The 20,653-nt window shown below is 67.2% G+C and carries 16 protein-coding genes; 15 read left to right on the plus strand and 1 reads right to left on the minus strand.

Annotated elements, in window-relative coordinates:
- Positions 1-10: 10 nt before the first annotated feature.
- The 6 genes from ACZ7NC_RS33300 to tuf all read left to right on the plus strand — a co-directional run bounded on the left by ACZ7NC_RS33300 (position 11) and on the right by tuf (position 9,396).
- Positions 11-3,910: a DNA-directed RNA polymerase subunit beta' gene (locus tag ACZ7NC_RS33300; RefSeq protein ID WP_471493661.1), complete on the plus strand. Its 3,900-nt coding sequence runs from the start codon at positions 11-13 to the stop codon at positions 3,908-3,910.
- Between the two features lie 172 nt (positions 3,911-4,082).
- A complete protein-coding gene (locus ACZ7NC_RS33305) occupies positions 4,083-4,685 on the plus strand; it encodes a DUF1707 and DUF4190 domain-containing protein (protein ID WP_471493664.1) in 603 nt (200 codons plus the stop codon).
- 352 nt (positions 4,686-5,037) lie between these two features.
- Complete coding sequence (gene rpsL / locus ACZ7NC_RS33310; RefSeq protein ID WP_003948652.1) at positions 5,038-5,409, plus strand: 30S ribosomal protein S12; 372 nt, start codon at positions 5,038-5,040, stop codon at positions 5,407-5,409.
- Positions 5,410-5,411: 2 nt separating this feature from the next.
- Complete coding sequence (rpsG, locus tag ACZ7NC_RS33315) at positions 5,412-5,882, plus strand: 30S ribosomal protein S7 (RefSeq protein WP_003992340.1); 471 nt, start codon at positions 5,412-5,414, stop codon at positions 5,880-5,882.
- A 39-nt stretch (positions 5,883-5,921) separates the two neighbouring features.
- Positions 5,922-8,048: an elongation factor G gene (gene fusA, locus ACZ7NC_RS33320; RefSeq protein ID WP_471493666.1), complete on the plus strand. Its 2,127-nt coding sequence runs from the start codon at positions 5,922-5,924 to the stop codon at positions 8,046-8,048.
- 154 nt (positions 8,049-8,202) lie between these two features.
- Complete coding sequence (gene tuf, locus ACZ7NC_RS33325; protein ID WP_062706810.1) at positions 8,203-9,396, plus strand: elongation factor Tu; 1,194 nt, start codon at positions 8,203-8,205, stop codon at positions 9,394-9,396.
- Positions 9,397-9,496: 100 nt separating this feature from the next.
- Here the strand turns inward: tuf and ACZ7NC_RS33330 are convergent, their stop codons facing one another.
- Positions 9,497-10,015: a hypothetical protein gene (locus ACZ7NC_RS33330; RefSeq protein ID WP_471493668.1), complete on the minus strand. Its 519-nt coding sequence runs from the start codon at positions 10,013-10,015 to the stop codon at positions 9,497-9,499.
- A 421-nt stretch (positions 10,016-10,436) separates the two neighbouring features.
- On the opposite strand from ACZ7NC_RS33330, the gene ACZ7NC_RS33335 reads away from it, so the two are divergent.
- The 9 genes from ACZ7NC_RS33335 to ACZ7NC_RS33375 all read left to right on the plus strand — a co-directional run bounded on the left by ACZ7NC_RS33335 (position 10,437) and on the right by ACZ7NC_RS33375 (position 20,606).
- On the plus strand, positions 10,437-11,846 hold the full coding sequence (locus ACZ7NC_RS33335; RefSeq protein ID WP_471493670.1) for an exopolysaccharide biosynthesis polyprenyl glycosylphosphotransferase: 1,410 nt from the start codon (positions 10,437-10,439) through the stop codon (positions 11,844-11,846).
- A 324-nt stretch (positions 11,847-12,170) separates the two neighbouring features.
- The gene (locus tag ACZ7NC_RS33340) at positions 12,171-12,731 is read left to right on the plus strand and encodes a CDP-alcohol phosphatidyltransferase family protein (RefSeq protein WP_471493673.1); all 561 of its coding nucleotides are present in this window, start codon (positions 12,171-12,173) and stop codon (positions 12,729-12,731) included.
- 35 nt (positions 12,732-12,766) lie between these two features.
- Complete coding sequence (locus ACZ7NC_RS33345; protein WP_471493676.1) at positions 12,767-13,315, plus strand: LbetaH domain-containing protein; 549 nt, start codon at positions 12,767-12,769, stop codon at positions 13,313-13,315.
- Positions 13,312-14,424 (plus strand): glycosyltransferase, encoded by a 1,113-nt coding sequence (locus ACZ7NC_RS33350; RefSeq protein WP_471493678.1) that lies wholly within the window; start codon positions 13,312-13,314, stop codon positions 14,422-14,424. The genes ACZ7NC_RS33345 and ACZ7NC_RS33350 overlap by 4 nt, the downstream gene beginning before the upstream one ends.
- 123 nt (positions 14,425-14,547) lie before the next feature.
- Positions 14,548-15,528, plus strand: coding sequence for an NAD-dependent epimerase/dehydratase family protein (locus ACZ7NC_RS33355; protein WP_471493680.1), 981 nt, complete (start codon positions 14,548-14,550; stop codon positions 15,526-15,528).
- A gap of 28 nt (positions 15,529-15,556) precedes the next feature.
- On the plus strand, positions 15,557-16,759 hold the full coding sequence (locus ACZ7NC_RS33360; protein ID WP_471493682.1) for a glycosyltransferase family 4 protein: 1,203 nt from the start codon (positions 15,557-15,559) through the stop codon (positions 16,757-16,759).
- 119 nt (positions 16,760-16,878) lie between these two features.
- Positions 16,879-17,568 (plus strand): class I SAM-dependent methyltransferase, encoded by a 690-nt coding sequence (locus tag ACZ7NC_RS33365; RefSeq protein ID WP_471493794.1) that lies wholly within the window; start codon positions 16,879-16,881, stop codon positions 17,566-17,568.
- A gap of 7 nt (positions 17,569-17,575) precedes the next feature.
- Positions 17,576-19,036: a hypothetical protein gene (locus ACZ7NC_RS33370; protein WP_471493684.1), complete on the plus strand. Its 1,461-nt coding sequence runs from the start codon at positions 17,576-17,578 to the stop codon at positions 19,034-19,036.
- Complete coding sequence (locus tag ACZ7NC_RS33375; protein ID WP_471493686.1) at positions 19,011-20,606, plus strand: hypothetical protein; 1,596 nt, start codon at positions 19,011-19,013, stop codon at positions 20,604-20,606. Before ACZ7NC_RS33370 ends, ACZ7NC_RS33375 begins: the two co-directional genes overlap by 26 nt.
- Positions 20,607-20,653 lie beyond the last annotated feature (47 nt).

Below are 20,653 nucleotides of genomic sequence, written 5' to 3' on the forward strand. Positions count from 1 at the left end.
TTGACGCATAGTGCTCGACGTCAACTTCTTCGATGAGCTCCGGATCGGTCTGGCCACGGCTGACGACATCCGTCAGTGGAGCCACGGCGAGGTCAAGAAGCCCGAGACCATCAACTACCGCACCCTCAAGCCCGAAAAGGACGGACTCTTCTGCGAGAAGATCTTCGGTCCGACCCGGGACTGGGAGTGCTACTGCGGCAAGTACAAGCGTGTCCGGTTCAAGGGCATCATCTGTGAGCGCTGTGGCGTCGAGGTGACTCGCGCCAAGGTGCGCCGTGAGCGGATGGGCCACATCGAGCTGGCCGCCCCCGTCACGCACATCTGGTACTTCAAGGGTGTCCCGTCGCGCCTCGGCTACCTGCTGGACCTGGCGCCGAAGGACCTCGAGAAGGTCATCTACTTCGCGGCGTACATGATCACGTTCGTCGACGAGGAGCGCCGTACCCGCGACCTGCCCTCCCTGGAGGCGCATGTCTCGGTCGAGCGTCAGCAGATCGAGAACCGCCGGGACGCCGACCTGGAGGCCCGCGCCAAGAAGCTCGAGACCGACCTGGCCGAGCTGGAGGCCGAGGGCGCCAAGGCCGACGTGCGCCGCAAGGTGCGCGAGGGTGCCGAGCGCGAGATGAAGCAGCTGCGTGACCGTGCGCAGCGCGAGATCGACCGCCTCGACGAGGTGTGGACCCGCTTCAAGAACCTCAAGGTCCAGGACCTGGAGGGCGACGAGCTCCTCTACCGCGAGCTGCGTGACCGCTTCGGCACGTACTTCGACGGCTCGATGGGTGCCGCGGCGCTGCAGAAGCGCCTGGAGTCCTTCGACCTCGACGAGGAGGCCGAGAGGCTCCGCGAGATCATCCGCACGGGTAAGGGTCAGAAGAAGACCCGTGCCCTGAAGCGGCTCAAGGTCGTCTCCGCCTTCCTGCAGACCAGCAACAGCCCCAAGGGCATGGTTCTGGACTGCGTCCCGGTCATCCCGCCGGACCTTCGCCCGATGGTGCAGCTGGACGGTGGCCGCTTCGCGACCTCCGACCTGAACGACCTGTACCGCCGTGTGATCAACCGCAACAACCGTCTGAAGAGGCTCCTCGACCTCGGCGCGCCCGAGATCATCGTCAACAACGAGAAGCGCATGCTTCAGGAGGCTGTTGACGCCCTCTTCGACAACGGTCGTCGCGGCCGTCCGGTGACCGGTCCCGGTAACCGCCCGCTGAAGTCCCTCAGCGACATGCTGAAGGGTAAGCAGGGTCGATTCCGTCAGAACCTGCTCGGTAAGCGTGTGGACTACTCCGCGCGTTCCGTGATCGTCGTCGGTCCGCAGCTGAAGCTGCACCAGTGCGGTCTGCCGAAGGCGATGGCGCTGGAGCTCTTCAAGCCGTTCGTGATGAAGCGCCTGGTCGACCTGAACCACGCGCAGAACATCAAGAGCGCCAAGCGCATGGTGGAGCGCGGCCGCACGGTCGTGTACGACGTCCTCGAAGAGGTCATCGCCGAGCACCCGGTGCTGCTGAACCGTGCTCCCACCCTGCACCGTCTCGGCATCCAGGCCTTCGAGCCGCAGCTGGTCGAGGGCAAGGCCATCCAGATCCACCCGCTCGTCTGCACCGCGTTCAACGCGGACTTCGACGGTGACCAGATGGCCGTGCACCTTCCGCTGTCCGCGGAGGCGCAGGCCGAGGCCCGCATCCTGATGCTGTCCTCGAACAACATCCTCAAGCCCGCCGACGGTCGTCCGGTGACGATGCCGACCCAGGACATGGTCCTCGGTCTGTTCTTCCTCACCACCGACTCCGAGATGCGGAACGTGAAGGGCGAGGACCGCTCCTTCGCGTCCGTGGCCGAGGCGATCATGGCCTTCGACGCGGGCGAGCTCTCGCTCCAGTCGAAGATCGACATCCGCTTCCCGGTCGGCACCATCCCGCCGCGCGGCTGGACCCCGCCGGCGCAGGAGGAGGGCGAGCCGGAGTGGCAGCAGGGTGACTCGTTCCGTCTGCGGACGACCCTGGGCCGCGCGCTCTTCAACGAGCTGCTGCCCGAGGACTACCCGTTCGTCGACTACGAGGTCGGCAAGAAGCAGCTCTCCGAGATCGTCAACGACCTCGCCGAGCGCTACCCCAAGGTCATCGTGGCGGCGACGCTCGACAACCTGAAGGCGGCCGGCTTCTACTGGGCGACCCGTTCCGGTGTCACCGTCGCCATCTCCGACGTCGTCGTTCCCGAGGCGAAGAAGGAGATCGTCAAGGGCTACGAGGCGCAGGACGAGAAGGTCCAGAAGCAGTACGAGCGCGGTCTGATCACCAAGGACGAGCGCACCCAGGAACTCATCGCGATCTGGACCAAGGCGACCAACGAGGTTGCCGAGGCCATGAACGAGAACTTCCCGAAGACCAACCCGATCTTCATGATGGTGAACTCGGGCGCACGAGGCAACATGATGCAGATGCGTCAGATCGCCGGTATGCGTGGTCTGGTGTCGAACGCCAAGAACGAGACGATTCCGCGTCCGATCAAGGCGTCCTTCCGTGAGGGCCTGTCCGTGCTGGAGTACTTCATCTCCACGCACGGTGCCCGTAAGGGTCTGGCGGACACCGCCCTTCGTACCGCCGACTCGGGTTACCTCACCCGTCGTCTGGTCGACGTCTCCCAGGACGTCATCATTCGCGAGGAGGACTGCGGCACCGACCGTGGCCTCAAGCTGGCCATCGCCGAGCGCGGCGCCGACGGCGTCCTGCGCAAGGCGGACAACGCCGAGACCAGCGTGTACGCGCGCTGCCTCGCCGAGGACATCGTCGTCGACGGCAAGGTGCTCGCCCCGGCGGGCGTCGACCTCGGTGACGTCCTCATCGACCAGCTGGTCAAGGCCGGTATCGAGGAGGTCAAGACCCGTTCGGTCCTGACCTGCGAGTCCGCCGTCGGCACCTGCGCCATGTGCTACGGCCGTTCGCTGGCCACCGGCAAGCTGGTCGACATCGGTGAGGCGGTCGGCATCATCGCCGCCCAGTCCATCGGTGAGCCCGGTACCCAGCTGACGATGCGTACCTTCCACACCGGTGGTGTGGCCGGTGACGACATCACCCAGGGTCTGCCGCGTGTCGTCGAGCTCTTCGAGGCCCGTACCCCGAAGGGTGTCGCCCCGATCTCCGAGGCCACCGGCCGCGTCCGGATCGAGGAGACCGAGAAGACCAAGAAGATCGTCGTCACCCCGGACGACGGCAGCGACGAGACGGCGTACCCGATCTCGAAGCGTGCCCGACTCCTGGTCAGCGAGGGCGAGCACGTCGAGGTGGGCCAGAAGCTCACCGTGGGTGCCACCAACCCGCACGACGTGCTGCGCATCCTGGGCCAGCGTGCCGTCCAGGTCCACCTGGTCGGCGAGGTCCAGAAGGTCTACAACTCGCAGGGTGTGTCGATCCACGACAAGCACATCGAGATCATCATCCGGCAGATGCTGCGCCGTGTGACGATCATCGAGTCCGGCGACGCCGAGCTGCTGCCCGGTGAGCTGGTCGAGCGCTCCAAGTTCGAGACCGAGAACCGTCGTGTGGTCCAGGAGAGCGGTCACCCCGCCTCCGGTCGTCCGCAGCTGATGGGTATCACCAAGGCCTCGCTGGCGACGGAGTCCTGGCTGTCGGCCGCCTCCTTCCAGGAGACGACCCGAGTTCTGACGGACGCGGCGATCAACGCCAAGTCCGACAGCCTCATCGGCCTCAAGGAGAACGTCATCATCGGTAAGCTCATCCCGGCCGGTACGGGTCTGTCCCGCTACCGCAACATCCGGGTGGAGCCGACCGAGGAAGCGAAGGCCGCGATGTACTCGGCCGTCGGCTACGACGACATCGACTACTCGCCGTTCGGCACGGGCTCCGGCCAGGCCGTTCCGCTGGAGGACTACGACTACGGTCCGTACAACCAGTAAGGCGTGCGTCTGAAGCACTGAAGGGCGGTCACCTCTCGGGGTGGCCGCCCTTCGGCGTTCCCGGGCCATCTCCGGGCCGTCTCCGGGTTTTATCCGGGTGGACCCCGATGCCTGGAATGCCGGTTCGGAGCATCATGGAAGGACTCCGACCAGTACGGGGGAGGTGCTCTCCATGGCGCAACCGTCGTGGCAGCCCTGGCAGCCGTGGCAGGGGAGCGGCACTCCGGGGCCATGGCAGGGCGAAGGCGCCCCACAGCGGCGGCAGGGCGGCGGCGTCCCGCAGCCGTGGTCCGGGCCCGCCCTCCCGGCGATGCTCGCCTCGCACGCCGACCGTGAGCGCGCCGTGGACGTGCTCAGGGCCGGCTACGGCGAAGGGCGGCTGGAGCAGCCCGAGTTCGAGCAGCGGGTCACGCGCGCCTACACGGCCCGTACGGTGGGCGAGCTCGCCCTGCTCGTGGCCGACCTGCCCCAGGGCCCGATGCCGCATCCGGCGCCCGTCACGCCCGTGCCGCAGACCTTCCTGCCGGCGTCCCGGCCGCGGACCAACGGCAAGGCGGTCGGCTCCGCCATCTGCGGTGTGCTGTGTCTGGTGAGCTTCGGGCTGACCGGAATCCCGGCCGTGGTCCTCGGGCACGCGGCGCGTACCGAGATACGGCGCACCGGGGAGGGCGGCGACGCCCTCGCGCTGACCGGGCTGGTGCTGGGATGGCTGTCGACCGGGGCCTGGGCGCTCGTGATGACGCTGATGCTCGTGGCCGTCGCAGTGTCGGCGTAGCCTCGTGGGCGCGCGGTCGGAGAGGTGCGCGGATCGGGGTCCGGCGTGCCCGAATCGGCAATTCGAAGATCAAACACCTCGTGCGGTCTTGACATCGGCCGTATGGCGATGCGGGCGAGGCCCATTTGTTTTGACCGCAGCGAATGAGGTAGGTACGCTCAGACCTTGTGCCTGGGGTGTGCCCTGGCTCTCGTGCGTGCCTTCAACCGCATAGCGAGCTGTGAGCGGCCACCGTAATCTGTGCTCTTTTCGCCTCGCGGCGGGAATCCGCCGGATTCGACACACCCGACCGCGTGGGTCGGCGACGTTCCAGGTTAGCTTCACCATTCGGCACACAGAAACCGGAGAAGTAGTGCCTACGATCCAGCAGCTGGTCCGTAAGGGCCGGCAGGACAAGGTCGAGAAGAACAAGACGCCCGCACTCGAGGGTTCCCCTCAGCGCCGTGGCGTCTGCACGCGTGTGTTCACGACCACCCCGAAGAAGCCGAACTCGGCCCTGCGTAAGGTCGCGCGTGTGCGTCTGACCAGCGGGATCGAGGTCACCGCTTACATTCCGGGTGAGGGACACAACCTGCAGGAGCACTCCATCGTGCTCGTGCGCGGCGGCCGTGTGAAGGACCTGCCGGGTGTTCGCTACAAGATCATCCGTGGCTCCCTCGACACCCAGGGTGTCAAGAACCGCAAGCAGGCCCGTTCCCGCTACGGCGCCAAGAAGGAGAAGTAGAAATGCCTCGTAAGGGCCCCGCCCCGAAGCGCCCGGTCATCATCGACCCGGTCTACGGTTCCCCTCTTGTCACGTCGCTCATCAACAAGGTGCTGCTGAACGGCAAGCGCTCCACCGCCGAGCGCATCGTCTACGGCGCCATGGAGGGCCTGCGTGAGAAGACGGGCAACGACCCGATCATCACGCTGAAGCGCGCGCTGGAGAACATCAAGCCGACCCTCGAGGTCAAGTCCCGCCGTGTCGGTGGTGCGACGTACCAGGTTCCGATCGAGGTCAAGCCCGGTCGTGCCAACACGCTCGCGCTGCGCTGGCTGGTCGGTTACTCGCGCGCCCGTCGCGAGAAGACCATGACCGAGCGTCTCCTCAACGAGCTTCTCGACGCCTCCAACGGCCTCGGTGCGGCCGTGAAGAAGCGCGAGGACACCCACAAGATGGCCGAGTCCAACAAGGCCTTCGCGCACTACCGCTGGTAGTCGCAGACCCCATCGAGACCGAGAGAAGACTGAAGCCTTATGGCTACCACTTCACTTGACCTGGCCAAGGTCCGCAACATCGGGATCATGGCCCACATCGACGCGGGCAAGACGACCACCACCGAGCGGATCCTCTTCTACACCGGCGTCAGCTACAAGATCGGTGAAGTCCACGACGGCGCCGCCACCATGGACTGGATGGAGCAGGAGCAGGAGCGTGGCATCACGATCACCTCTGCTGCCACCACCTGTCACTGGCCGCTCGAGGACAACGACTACACGATCAACATCATCGACACCCCCGGGCACGTCGACTTCACGGTCGAGGTGGAGCGCTCGCTGCGCGTCCTCGACGGTGCCGTCACGGTGTTCGACGGGGTCGCCGGTGTCGAGCCGCAGTCCGAGACGGTGTGGCGTCAGGCCGACCGTTACGGCGTGCCGCGCATCTGCTTCGTGAACAAGCTGGACCGCACCGGTGCCGAGTTCCACCGCTGCGTCGACATGATCTCGGACCGCCTTGGTGCGCAGCCGCTGGTCATGCAGCTTCCGATCGGTGCCGAGGCCGACTTCAAGGGCGTTGTGGACCTGGTCCGCATGAAGGCGCTCGTGTGGTCCGCCGAGGCCGCCAAGGGCGAGATGTACGACGTCGTCGACATCCCGGCCACGCACACCGAGGCTGCCGAGGAGTACCGCGGCAAGCTGATCGAGGGCGTCGCCGAGAACGACGAAGAGATCATGGAGCTGTACCTGGAGGGCGTCGAGCCCACCGAGGAGCAGCTGTACGCCGCGATCCGTCGCATCACCATCGCGTCCGGCAAGTCCAGCGACACCACGGTCACCCCGGTGTTCTGTGGCACCGCGTTCAAGAACAAGGGCGTCCAGCCCCTGCTCGACGCGGTCGTGCGCTACCTGCCGACCCCGCTCGACGTCGAGGCCATCGAGGGCCACGACGTGAAGGACCCCGAGCTGGTCGTCAAGCGCAAGCCGTCCGACGACGAGCCGCTGTCCGCGCTGGCGTTCAAGATCATGAGCGACCCGCACCTCGGCAAGCTCACCTTCGTCCGGGTCTACTCGGGCCGCCTGGAGTCCGGCACCGCCGTGCTGAACTCCGTCAAGGGCAAGAAGGAGCGCATCGGCAAGATCTACCGCATGCACGCGAACAAGCGTGAGGAGATCGAGTCGGTGGGCGCCGGCGACATCGTCGCCGTCATGGGCCTGAAGCAGACCACCACCGGTGAGACGCTGTCCGACGACAAGAACCCGGTCATCCTGGAGTCCATGGACTTCCCGGCGCCGGTCATCCAGGTCGCCATCGAGCCCAAGTCCAAGGGCGACCAGGAGAAGCTGGGCGTCGCGATCCAGCGCCTGGCCGAGGAGGACCCGTCCTTCCAGGTCCACTCGGACGAGGAGACCGGCCAGACCATCATCGGTGGTATGGGCGAGCTGCACCTCGAGGTGCTGGTCGACCGTATGCGCCGTGAGTTCAAGGTCGAGGCCAACGTCGGCAAGCCGCAGGTCGCCTACCGTGAGACGATCCGCAAGGCCGTCGAGCGCGTCGACTACACGCACAAGAAGCAGACTGGTGGTACCGGCCAGTTCGCCAAGGTGCAGATCGCGATCGAGCCGATCGAGGGCGGCGACGCCTCGTACGAGTTCGTGAACAAGGTGACCGGTGGTCGTATCCCGAAGGAGTACATCCCTTCGGTCGACGCCGGTGCGCAGGAGGCCATGCAGTTCGGCATCCTCGCCGGTTACGAGATGACCGGCGTGCGCGTCACCCTGATCGACGGTGGCTACCACGAGGTCGACTCCTCCGAGCTCGCGTTCAAGATCGCCGGTTCGCAGGCCTTCAAGGAGGCCGCGCGCAAGGCCAGCCCCGTGCTCCTTGAGCCGATGATGGCCGTCGAGGTCACCACGCCCGAGGACTACATGGGTGAGGTCATCGGCGACATCAACTCCCGCCGTGGCCAGATCCAGGCCATGGAGGAGCGGGCCGGTGCCCGCGTCGTGAAGGGCCTCGTGCCCCTCTCGGAGATGTTCGGTTACGTCGGCGACCTGCGCAGCAAGACGTCCGGCCGGGCCAGCTACTCCATGCAGTTCGACTCCTACGCCGAGGTTCCGCGGAACGTCGCCGAGGAGATCATCGCGAAGGCCAAGGGCGAGTAACGCTCCGCGTTCACACGCTTTAGGCTTGACTCCGGAGCCTTGAGGGGCAAACACCCGCAAACACGGATGTTTGCCCCGAGGCCCGGGCTTTCCAGCAAAGATCACCTGGCGCCGATGAAGCAAGGCGTTCAGAACCACTCCACAGGAGGACCCCGTGGCGAAGGCGAAGTTCGAGCGGACTAAGCCCCACGTCAACATCGGCACCATCGGTCACATCGACCACGGTAAGACGACCCTTACGGCCGCCATTACCAAGGTGCTGCACGACGCGTACCCGGACCTGAACGAGGCCTCGGCCTTCGACCAGATCGACAAGGCTCCCGAGGAGCGCCAGCGCGGTATCACCATCTCCATCGCGCACGTCGAGTACCAGACCGAGACGCGTCACTACGCCCACGTCGACTGCCCCGGTCACGCGGACTACATCAAGAACATGATCACCGGTGCTGCCCAGATGGACGGCGCCATCCTCGTGGTCGCCGCCACCGACGGCCCGATGCCGCAGACCAAGGAGCACGTGCTCCTGGCCCGCCAGGTCGGTGTTCCGTACATCGTCGTCGCCCTGAACAAGGCCGACATGGTGGACGACGAGGAGATCCTGGAGCTCGTCGAGCTCGAGGTTCGTGAGCTGCTCTCCGAGTACGAGTTCCCGGGCGACGACCTGCCGGTCGTCAAGGTCTCGGCGCTCAAGGCCCTTGAGGGCGACAAGGAGTGGGGCCAGACCGTCCTCGACCTGATGAAGGCCGTCGACGAGAACATCCCGCAGCCCGAGCGTGACGTCGACAAGCCGTTCCTGATGCCGATCGAGGACGTCTTCACGATCACCGGTCGCGGTACGGTCGTCACCGGCCGTATCGAGCGTGGTGTCCTGAAGGTCAACGAGACCGTTGACATCGTGGGCATCAAGCAGGAGAAGACCACCACCACGGTCACCGGCATCGAGATGTTCCGCAAGCTGCTCGACGAGGGCCAGGCCGGTGAGAACGTCGGTCTGCTCCTCCGCGGCATCAAGCGCGAGGACGTCGAGCGCGGCCAGGTCATCATCAAGCCGGGCTCGGTCACCCCGCACACCGAGTTCGAGGCGCAGGCCTACATCCTGTCCAAGGACGAGGGTGGCCGCCACACGCCGTTCTTCAACAACTACCGTCCGCAGTTCTACTTCCGTACGACTGACGTGACCGGTGTTGTGACCCTCCCCGAGGGCACGGAGATGGTCATGCCGGGCGACAACACTGAGATGAAGGTCGAGCTCATCCAGCCCGTCGCCATGGAGGAGGGCCTGAAGTTCGCCATCCGTGAGGGTGGCCGGACCGTGGGCGCCGGCCAGGTCACCAAGATCAACAAGTAAGCTTGTTGACTTGACCTGGTAGCTCCAGCGCGAGCTCCTGAAGGGGCCCGTACGACTTCGGTCGTACGGGCCCCTTTGCTTTCCCGCCGTGTGGGACGCGTCAGGTGTTGGAGCCGTCCTCGACGAGGCAGAAGTCGACGTGGCTGAGGCCGTAGAAGTCGTCCGGGGGCGAGCTGCTCGTGTTGAGCGGCGCGTGGAGGTCCTGGTCCGCCTGGATGCCCGTGGGCCGGTAGTCATAGAGGTTGGCGTTCGGGCCGCCCTTGACGATGACGCCGACAGCGGCGAAGTCGTCGCTGATTTCGAAGTCGAAGGTGTTGTCGGTGCCGATGTTGAGGATGGTGATCTCGTCGTCGTCCCCGAACGACCCCGCCGTCACCGGATCGACCTTGACGATCCGGTCGCAGGTGAAGGGGGTGATGTTGGTGGGCAGCGATGTGAAGGTCGGGTTGTCCTCCACCTCCACCGGCTGCTCGCCGGAGGCGCTGGGGGGCCCCGGCTGAGCCGACGCGGGACCGGCCGCGAGGGTGACCGCGAGCGCCGTGGTCAGGCCGAGGCCGACGCACCGCGCTCCCCATCTCGCTCGTGTCGACCGGGTAGTTGTTCGAGTGGTTGCTCGCACGACGAGTGCTCCTTCTGTTCTGGTGTACCGGATCTCGCCCTTGCGGACCCTCGCGCCGCTTCTTCGGCTGCGCGGGCTCTGACGGACTGTCATCGGCCGCCGGGCAATCTGATCATTTGCACAATCGGACCGGTGTCACTCTCCGAGGTTCGTCCTCGTAGGCCGTCCGGGTTCCAGAGCACTGGAAAGGCCGAGCGTCGGCGCGGCGTTGAGGGCAGGAAGTCGAACCTGGCAGTAATTCATGTAAGTAGGACATACGTGAAAAAGGTTGATACAACCCTTGCGCAGGGCGTGAGCTGCTTCTCCGATGCAGCCGCGCCCCACGTGTTCGCTGAGGGCCGGGGTCACAGGGAGAACCATGCGGCAGTCCACCAGCGCGGTGTCAGGGCAGGCGGTACCCCTCACGCCGCACCGGACAACCATGCGCAAAGCCCCCGCGGACAGGTGGTGTCCACCGCTCGCGATCGGTGTCGACTCCGCTGGGATGGCGCTGCCGACGGCAGTGACGTTCTCCGCGATCGGTGCGGCCCACCCTGTGCACCAGGCGCTGGCGATCACCGTCGTCTGGGTTCTCATGGGCCTTGCCGCCGGCCGCTACGCACCCTGGACATGGGACGAAGGCGCTCCGGTCGGACCAGTGGTGCGGGACTGGCTGGTACTGCTCGGCGTCCTGGCCGTGCTGCGTACCGTGTCCGGGCTCGGCGACGCCCCTGCCGCGGTTCTTGCCGCACTGTGCCCGTCGTTGGCGGTCACCGTGGTCTGCCGGAAGGCGATCCACCGCTACCTACTGACCCTGCGCCGACGCGCGCGAGGGCTTCGACGCGTCCTCGTCATCGGGGAGGCCGCGACCGTGGATGCCGTGGTCGGACAGCTTGCCGAGCGTACGGACCACGGTTACGTGGTGGTCGGGGCATGTGTGCTGGGCGAGGGCGGCGTGGTCTCCGGTGTGCCCGTGTCCGCCCGGCTGCGGGTCGGTGCGCCGACCGCTCCGGACGAGGACGCCGCGCCCGTGGCGGGTGCGGCTGAGGCGCTCGGTGCCGATCTGGTCTTCGCCGCCACAGACAGGCACATGTGCGGGGACCGGCTTCGTAGGTTGTCCTGGGCTCTGCACGACCGGGGCCGTCGGCTGATGGTGCTGCCCGGCGTCGTCGAAGTGGCCCGGCGCAGGGTCCGGATCACCTCGGCGGCCGGGCTCACACTGCTGGACGTCTCACCGCCGGCACGCCGTGGCCTACCGATGCTGCTCAAGGCTGTCACGGACCGGACGGGCTCGCTCGTCCTGCTCTTGGCGCTGGCCCCGCTGTTCGCGGCGCTGGCACTCGCGGTGCGTATGAGTTCGCCGGGCCCGGTCCTCTACCGCCAGACCCGCGTCGGTCGGAAGGGAATGCCCTTCCCCATGTGGAAGTTCCGGACCATGGTCGTGGACGCGGACCGGATGAAGGGTGCTCTGGCGACGGCGAACGAGCACGACGGCCATATGTTCAAGCTGCGCCGGGATCCGCGGGTCACGTCGGTCGGGCGCTTTCTGCGCCGCTACTCGCTGGACGAGCTGCCCCAGTTGGTCAATGTCCTGCTCGGCCATATGTCGCTGGTGGGACCCCGCCCGCCGCTGCCCGAGGAAGTCGCCCGCTACAACCAGGTGGAGATGCGCCGACTGAGCGTCAAACCCGGCCTCACGGGACTGTGGCAGGTGAGCGGCAGATCCGACCTGTCCTGGCACGAGACCGTCTCGCTCGATCTGCGGTACGTCGACAACTGGTCGTGGGCATGGGACATGACGGTCATGGGCCGCACGGTGCGCGCTGTGCTGGACGGACGCGGGGCTTACTGATGACCGGACTCGACAAGGGTGCGGCATCAATCCCATGCCGGCATCTCAAGGAGCCGGACCGGCAATGCTCATAGTCGCGGCCAATCGGGTAAATCCCGTAATAAGTCGGCTTGTCGCATCAGGTGCGGAGGGCCAAGCATTTACGTTGGGCGCGATTACTTCAGGCATGGGGTTGAGAGAGTGGAATTCCTCAGCACACTGACGCAACTCTCGAAAGCGCAGAAGCCCGCCCGTGGGGTTCCCGGCTACTCACGATTCGTCAACCGGCCGGCCGGACGGCTGCTGGCGGCCGCGGCTCACCGCATCGGGCTTTCGCCCAACCACGTGACCGCCGCAAGCGGGCTGGTCAGCTTTCCGGCCATTGTCGCGATCGCCCTCTGCTCCCCCTCGCACACGCTCGGCGGATGGGTGGCGCTCGCCCTGCTCGTGGGGTTCGCGCTCGATTCGGCGGACGGTCAACTGGCCCGGCTGCACGGGTCGGCCAGCTCCGCCGGGGCGTGGATCGACCACGTGGTGGACTGCGCGAAGCTCCTGAGCGTCCATGCGGCGGTTCTGATCTCCTTCTACCGCTTCTTCGACCTGCCGCGCCCCGCCCTGCTCCTCACACCGATCGCCTTCCAGTTCGCTGCCGTCCTGCTGTTCTTCGGCGGAATCCTGACCGAACAGCTGAGACGGCGAGGAGCCGACGGACACTCCGGCCCGCCGCGCCCGCCCTCCACAGTGCGCGGTGTGGCACTGCTGCCCGTCGACTACGGCCTGCTGTGCCTGAGCTTCTTGTTCCTGGGGAACCAGAAGCTCTTCTTCGCGCTGTATGCCGCCCTGCTCGCGGCCCACCTGCTGCTTGTGCCCGCGTTCTTCGCCAAGTGGTTCCGAGAACTCTCCTGACTCGATTCGTTCCCGTCACAAGGAAGGCCCGACCCGTGGCAGACACCGCCGCGCCGACCGCCGTGGAACGCTCCCTGCGAGGCTTCACCGGAGCCGGTTACGACAAGGGGCGCCCCCTGCTCGTTCAGGCGCTCTGGTTCGCCGTTCTCAACCTTGTCTTCGTCAAGTGGTGGTTCCCGGCCCGCTTGCGGCCCGTTCTGCTGCGGGCCTTCGGCGCGCGGATCGGGCGGCGGGTGCTGATCCGGCACCGGGTGCGGGTGCACTGGCCGTGGCGGCTGGAGGTCGGCGACGACGTGTGGATCGGCGAGGGCGCCTGGTTGCTCAACCTCGAGCGGATCACCATCGGCAGCGATGTCTGTGTCTCCCAGGACGCCCTGCTGTGCACCGGAAGCCATCAATGCCGCATCCCCACCTTCGAGTTCGACAACGGGCCCATCCGCCTGGAGCCCGGCGCCTGGATCGCGGCACGGGCCGTCGTGCTGCGAGGGGTCACCGTCGGCCGTGGTGCTGTGGTGGGCGCCTCGGCGGTCGCCCGTCGCGACATCGCGCAGGGTGAGCTCGTCACGGCGAGGGGAGTGAGATGAAGCTCGTTCATGTGGTGACGCTCGTCAGCGAGGACGGAGCGTTCGGCGGCCCCACGAGCGTGGCGACGGGACAGCTGGAGGAGTGCGCGACGCGCGGCCACGAGGTCACGCTCCTGTCCCTGTGGCGAGGCAGCTCCCGGGCACCGGCACACATCGGCTCCGTGCCGCTGCGAACGCGTCCGGCGCGCGCGCTGCTGCCCGGCCGCTTCACCGGGATCATGCACCCGCTGCTCGTCGGCGACATGTGGCGCTCCATGGGCAGAGCCGATGTGGTGCACATCCACGCGGGGCGCGACCTCGTCTCCCTCACCGCGCTGGCCGTGGCCACCTTGCGCGGCAAGAGGTTCTTCACGCAGACGCATGGAATGGTGGAGCCACGCCACCGGGTTGTCGCCAGACTCTTCGACCGGCTGTACGTGCCTCTCCTGCGCCGCGCGCGCGGCTGTCTCGTGCTCACCGAGCGCGAGCGGCGGGCCGTGGCCGAGGTCGTCGGACCCGAGGGGCCGCCCCTGCTGACGCTGCCCAACGGGGTGCGGCCCGGGGGCGACGCGGCGGTGGAGCGCCGGCCGGACGCTCCTGAGGTGCTCTTCATGGCGCGGCTGCACCCACGCAAGCGCCCGGATGCGTTCGTCGAGATGGCCGCGCTGGTTCACGCGAAACTGCCCGCTGTGCGCTTCACCCTGTACGGGGCCGACGAGGGCCTGCTGCCCACCGTGCGTCGGCTCATCGCCGCCCATCGGCTCGGGGACGTCGTCTCCTACGGTGGGGCGCTGTCGTACGCCGAGGCGTTGCGGGCCCATGCGAAAGCGGCGGTGTATGTGCTGCCGAGCGTGGACGAGCCGTTCCCCATGACCGTGATCGAGGCCCTGTCCGCGGGGACGCCCGTGGTGTGCACCGACACCTGCGGCATGGCGGACGAACTCGCGCGCCGCGAAGCGGCGGTCGTCACGGACGGCAGCCCGCGGGCGATGGCCGACGCGGTCTGCGCGGTGCTCACCGACGAGAACAGGCGAGACGGGCTGGTGCGAGCGGGCCGGCGCGCTGTCGAGGAGTGCTACTCCATCCACGCGGTGGCGGACCGATTGGAAGAGCTCTACCGCGGTCTCTGAACGCTCACCAACCAGGTGACTCAAGGTGCGGAAGAGCGTGGCATATTGCGCTAATCCGGATAATTGGTGCATAACCTACCAGGCGGGTCTCACATCAGATCTTGGGTTTCTGAAGGAGCTGCCATGACCAAGCAGGTGGACGTCGTTGTTGCCGGCGGCGGAGGATTCATCGGTGGGCACCTCGCTGCCGACCTCCTCTCCCAGGGGCTGACGGTCCGTTGCATCGACATCAGGCCGCAGCACGAATGGCATCAACTGCACCGCGACGCCGAGAACGTCGTCGCCGATCTGTCGCTTCTGGACAGCGCCCGTGACGCTGTCCGCGACGCCGGCCAGGTGTACATGCTCGCCGCCGACATGGGCGGCATGGGATTCATCGAGAACCACAAGGCCGCCTGCATGATGTCGGTGCTGACCAGCACCCATATGCTCAAGGCCGCGCACGAGGCCGGCGTCGAGCGCTACTTCTACTCCTCGTCCGCCTGTGTGTACGCCGCGGACAAGCAGGTCGCCGCGAACGTCACGGCGCTGAGGGAGGAGGACGCGTATCCGGCGCAGCCCGAGGACGGTTACGGCTGGGAGAAGCTCTTCTCCGAGCGCATGTGCCGCCACTTCGAGGAGGACTACGGGTTCACCTGCCGTGTCGCGCGCTACCACAACGTGTACGGTCCCGCGGGCACCTGGACCGGAGGCCGCGAGAAGGCCCCGGCGGCTGTCTGCCGCAAGATCGCCGAGGCGGTCATCTCCGGCGACCATCGCATCGACATCTGGGGCGACGGCCGGCAGACCCGTTCCTTCATGTACATCGACGACTGCCTCCACGGCACACAGCTGCTCATGAACGGGGCCAGCAGTGTCCCCGTCAACCTCGGCTCCTCCGAACTGGTCACCATCAACCAACTGGTGGACATCGTCGAGGAGATCGCGGGCATCCGCTGCGAGCGCAAGTACCAGTTGGACGCCCCGCAGGGGGTGCGCGGCCGCAACTCCGACAACGCCCTGATCCGCGAACTGTACGGCTGGGAGCCGTCGATCCCCCTGGCCGTAGGACTGGAGAAGACCTACGCCTGGGTCTACGACCAGGTCAAGCGCGCCGGCTCCTGATCCCTCGAACCGGCCGGGAGGGCAGCCGATGAGGATCCTCGTCCACGACTACAGCGGGCACCCGTTCCAGGCTCAGCTCAGCCGTGAGCTGGCGCGCCGCGGTCATGACGTCGTCCACTCCACCTGCCCGGCCTATGTCTCCGGGAAGGGCAACCTCGCACGGGACGCGGTCGCCGGGCTCCGCTTCGTCACCATCGGCGACCACATCGCGCTCGACAAGGGCGCCTACGTCCGACGCCTCTTCCAGGAGACCAGGCTGGGCCTGGAGCTGGCCCGGCAGGTACGGCGCGAGCAGCCGGATGTGGCGCTGCTGGGGAACCTGCCGATCCCCACCCTGGTGGTGGCCGCGGCGGCGCTGAGGGCGCTGCGCATCCCCTGGGTGCTGTGGCACCAGGACATCACCGCCGTCGCGCTGAAGAGCTTCGCCGCCGCCGGTGTGTCGAGGCTGATGGGCGTCGCCGCCAGAGTCTTCGAGCAGGGCGAGAAGTGGTCGGCGCGGCGCGCCGCGGCGATCGTGGTGATCGCCGACTCCTTCGTGCGGATCCACCGGGAGTGGGGCACCGCCGACAAGGTCACCGTCATCCCCAACTGGGCGCCGCTGGACGAGATCCGCCCCGAGGCGCGTGCCAACGCCTGGTCGGCGGAGCACGCTCTCACCGGCGTCAGAACCGTGCTGTACTCCGGCACGATCGGCCTCAAGCACAACCCCGTCCTGCTGGTGCGGCTCGCCGAGACGCTGCGGGAGCAGGGTGAACGGGTCCGGCTGGTCGTCGTCAACGACGGCCCGGCCGTCCCGGTCATCAGGGAGGCCGCCCTCGCCCGAAGTGTCGACCTGACCCTGTTGCCCTTCCAGCCCTACGACCGGCTGCCCGAGGTGCTGGGATCGGGCGATGTGCTGGTCGTGCTTCTGGCAGCGGACGCCGGCGAGTTCTCGGTCCCCTCCAAGACGCTGTCCTATCTGTGCGCCGGACGCCCGGTGCTGGGCCTGATGCCCGCGGACAACCTGGCGGCGAAGCTGCTCCGGCAGGCCGGCTCGGCGGTGTTCGCCCCCGAGGAGTCCTCGCTGGCCGAAGCGGCCGCATGGGTCCGCGAGATCCTGAACGACCCGGTGCGCGCGGAGGCCCTGGGCAAGGAGAGCCGGGCACTGGCCGAGCGGGAGTTCGCCCTGGAGGGCTGCGCTTCACAATTCGAGGACATCCTGCGGACCGTGCGCCGCTCGGATGCCGGGTGAGCTATTTCGAAACGGAATTTCGGTATGGCTTCGATGGTGTTTTGTGTTATGGGCAGCTGTGAATTATTGCGGCGCGTCGCTCTTTGTGTGATGGACATCCCTGTTACGTTCGAAGAGTGATGCGCACAATCTCTTACGAAGAGCAGACGGTCAAGTCCGGCAATCCGCTCGCCCGTTTTGCTCATCGCAGCCGCATGTCGACAGCGGTCAATCTTGTCGTCCGGGTATGCCCGAAACGCGGCACGGTCGTCGATTTCGGCGCAGGGCCGGGACTCTTTCTGCACATGCTTGGCGAGGTGCGCCCCGACATCACGCTCATCGGGCACGACCCGTACATGGAACCGGCGTACCCCGAATCGGAGTATTCGGAATCGATGGAAGGCATCGCTGCGCACAGCGTGGATGTGCTGACCGCATTCGAGGTCTGTGAGCATCTTTACGACGACGAACTCGACGCTCTGCTCGAAGAGGCGTTGCGCATTCTCAAACCGAACGGCGCGCTTGTGATTTCCGTGCCCATCATGTGCGGCCTGGCCATCGCGCCGAAGGTGTCGAACTGGATGATTCGCAGCCGCTCGCTCAAGTCGGAGTACACGCCCACGGAAGTTCTGAAGGCGATGGTCGGAATGCCGGTGAGTCGACCGCGGGATCCGCGCACAACACACAAGGGTTTTGATTTCCGTGAGCTGCGCGAGACCGTCAGCGAGCGGTTTTATATCGCGGCCGAGCAGATGAGCCCGGTGCCGAACATGCCCTGGTGGCTGAGCTCGCAGTACTTCATGACCTGTCGGCCGAAGGCGAGAGGGTGAATCGGTTGTGCGTTCCGTGGCCGCGGTATGCGCCTGGGCCGCTGTACTCATCGGCCTCCTGCCGGGGCTGGTCCTCCAGACCTGCGAGGGGCACGTCGGCGCCGCGCTCGTGGTGCAGTGCGTCGTCGTCGTGCATACCGGCAGTGCGCTCGCGTGGGTGCTCACTGGCACATCGGTACGGTTCGTCGCATTCGGTTTCTGGCTCTTCGCCTATGTATGGCTCGGGTTGGCGCCGCTCGCCATGCTCGCCACCGACACCTATCCCCTCGAATACCGGACCGACGAAGCCAACGCCTTCTCCGCCACCGTGCTGATCGAAGTCGGGCTCCTCGCCTACAGCGCCGGAGTGCTCCTGGCCGCCGGGCGCGCCGGCAAACGCTCGGTCGTTCTCGAACCGCTGCTCTCCCGCAGGCTCGCGCCCCTGCCCGTGCTCGTCCTGTCCGGCCTGTCGCTCGTTCTCGCGGTCGTACTCATCCCTCGGATGGGAGGGCTGGGTGCCTTCTTCACCAGCAGACAGGCCCTGTGGCAGTCGGAAGCCGCGACCGACACGGAGCGGACGCTGCGCACCTGGATCCTCGCCGTCCCCGCCTTCTGGGCGTTGATGGGCCTGATCCACCTGCCCCGCCGGCCGAGGGGCGACCGGTGGTTGCGCAGCGCCCGCTGGATGCTGCTCCCGCTGCTGCTCGGGCTCAACGTGGTCGTCAACAACCCGATCAGCAGGCCGCGTTTCTGGGCCGGGACCGTCCTTCTGGCCCTGCTGTTCTCATGGAGCCGGTTCAACCGCCCGCGGGCCTTTCGCATCACCGCCGCGGCGCTCACGGCGGTCGTGCTGCTCGTCTTTCCCTACAGCGACTACTTCCGCTACAGCCAGCGTGAAGCCGTCCATGTGGTGAGCCTGACGGAGCAGCTCACTTCGAACATGGACTACGACTCCTTCCAGCAGATGCAGACGGGAGTCGACCATGTGGAGGAGAACGGCTTCTCTCCGTCGGGCGCGCTCGGACCCGTGGCGTTCATGGTGCCGCGCTCCGTGTGGCCGGAAAAGCCGCAGGCCCTCGGTATCACTCTCGCTCAGCACGCGGGCTACGAGTTCTGGAATCTTTCGGCACCGCTGTGGATCGAGAGCTACTCGTGGGCCGGTTTCCCCGCCGTGGTGGCCGTCTTCTGTCTGCTGGGTGCGGCCGGACGCCGTATGGACGACATCAGGGAACGGCTACGGGGCCGGCCGGCCACGCTGGCGTTCCTGCTGATCCCCGCCTTCGCCTTCTACCAGCTGATCTTCCTGCGCGGCAGCCTCCTGGCCATCGTGGGGCCGATGCTGCTGCTCCTGATCACCCCGCTGTTCATCACCCGCCCCGCCGCCCGGTCATTCCGGCTCCCCTCACCGGCGCCGCCGCCCGCGACCGGCGGCCACGCATCCATCCTCGGAACAGGAGGCACCCGTGACCAGCTCCGCCAGTTTCGATGACCGGTACGGCGAACCGGACCAGCTCCGCGACCAGCTGCGCCAGTTGCTGAGGTACCGCGTGACCATCGCGCTGGGTATCGTCCTCGGGCTGCTCGGGGGAGTGCTGCTGTTGCTGCTCCGTGCGGGCAGCTACACCTCCACCGGTGAGGTCCTCGTCCGGTCGACGGTGGACCCCTTCAGCACCTACGGCGTGTCCGTCGACAACCAGGTGAGCATGGGCACGGAACAGCAGATCGCGCTCAGCGCCACCGTCGCGGCCCGTGCGGCAGGAGCGTTGCGCGAACCGTCCCGTGCCGACGCGCTGCTGGAGGAGCTGCGTGTCAGCAATCCGCCGCACACCCAGATTCTCCGGTTCGAGTACACGGCCGGCACCCCGAAGCGGGCGGCCCGGGTCACCAACGCGTTCGTCGACGCCTATCTCGCCGACCGCAAGGAGCGGACCGACGCCACGGTGGCCCGCATGACGACCACGCTGAAACGCCAGGTCGCCCCGCTGATCAAGAAGAGCACCGCGGAAGGCGGCAAAGGAAACGCGGCTCTGCGGGAGCAGATCAACGCGCTGCAGAAGCGGATCTCCGACTTCGAATCCCGCGACACCACCGGAGGTGATGTCGTACGCAAGGCCGAACCCCCGAAGCACCCGGCGGGACCGGGGCCCGTGGCGCTCATCGGTCTCGGCCTGATGGGTGGTCTTGTCCTGGCCATCGTGCTCGCCTGGCTGCGGTCCGCCCTCGAACCACGGATCCGCTCGCTCGGCGAGGCCGAAGGCGCCGTCGGCGCCCCGGTGCTGGCCATCATCCCGGGCACCGCCGCGAACGGCGAACTGCTGGAGGTCGGCCGGGTCGCGAGCAGCCGCGCGGAGTCGTACCGCGCTCTCGCCCTCCACCTCCGGCACGGCGCGGCCCGTACGGCCGGCGGCACACTGCTGGTCGTGGCGCCGAAGCGGGTCCACGACGCCGAGGCGGCCGCAGTCAATCTCGCCGCAGCGTTCGCCGAGTTCGGTGAGGACGTACTGCTGGTGGACGCCACGGCGAGTACACCGGGCCTCGCGGCACGCCTGCCGCTGACGACGGAGGACCCGAGTGACGACGCCGACGCGCTCCCTCTCGTGGACGGCCGGGCCGTCGTCGACGCGGGTACGGCGGGGCGTATCACGCTCTCTCCCGACACACGTGACACCACCACCGGCGACATCCCGATGTCCCTGATGGTGACGCGTGCCGTCGCGGGCGCCGGTCCCGAAAGGTCCAAGGTCGTCGTGACGAGGGCTCTGCTCGAACACGCCGACGGCCTCGCGGTCGCCCAACGTGCGGACGGTGTCCTCATCGTGGGCGGCCTGGAGCACACCAGGCGCGACCACCTCAGACAGGTCCGCGAGCTGATGGGTTGCTCGGGCGGACGCATCGTGGGCGTGGTGCTCTGCACGGGCACCCGGCGGAGCCTGCTCCCCGGTGCCGCGGACGGTGGCCGCCGTCCGGGCGGGCCGGGCTCGCTCGCCATGCCGGCCGCCCGTGCCGACGGAGCCCAGGGCCTGTCCCAGGACGACACGCTCAGCGCCGCCAAAGGATGAGCGCCTCCGGAACGACCCTTGTCGGCGCAGGCGGTGAGGCCACCCGG

The organism is Streptomyces sp. NPDC111802 (genome assembly GCF_055634335.1).

Bases quoted from the DNA above. Each gene is read 5' to 3' on its own strand.
- ACZ7NC_RS33305 (WP_471493664.1), top strand. From the start codon at position 4,083: ATGGCGCAACCGTCGTGGCAGCCCTGGCAGCCGTGGCAGGGGAGCGGC.
- rpsG (WP_003992340.1), top strand. From the start codon at position 5,412: ATGCCTCGTAAGGGCCCCGCCCCGAAGCGCCCGGTCATCATCGACCCG.
- fusA (WP_471493666.1), top strand. From the start codon at position 5,922: ATGGCTACCACTTCACTTGACCTGGCCAAGGTCCGCAACATCGGGATC.
- ACZ7NC_RS33335 (WP_471493670.1), top strand. From the start codon at position 10,437: ATGCGCAAAGCCCCCGCGGACAGGTGGTGTCCACCGCTCGCGATCGGT.
- ACZ7NC_RS33350 (WP_471493678.1), top strand. From the start codon at position 13,312: ATGAAGCTCGTTCATGTGGTGACGCTCGTCAGCGAGGACGGAGCGTTC.
- ACZ7NC_RS33355 (WP_471493680.1), top strand. From the start codon at position 14,548: ATGACCAAGCAGGTGGACGTCGTTGTTGCCGGCGGCGGAGGATTCATC.
- ACZ7NC_RS33360 (WP_471493682.1), top strand. From the start codon at position 15,557: ATGAGGATCCTCGTCCACGACTACAGCGGGCACCCGTTCCAGGCTCAG.
- ACZ7NC_RS33365 (WP_471493794.1), top strand. From the start codon at position 16,879: ATGCGCACAATCTCTTACGAAGAGCAGACGGTCAAGTCCGGCAATCCG.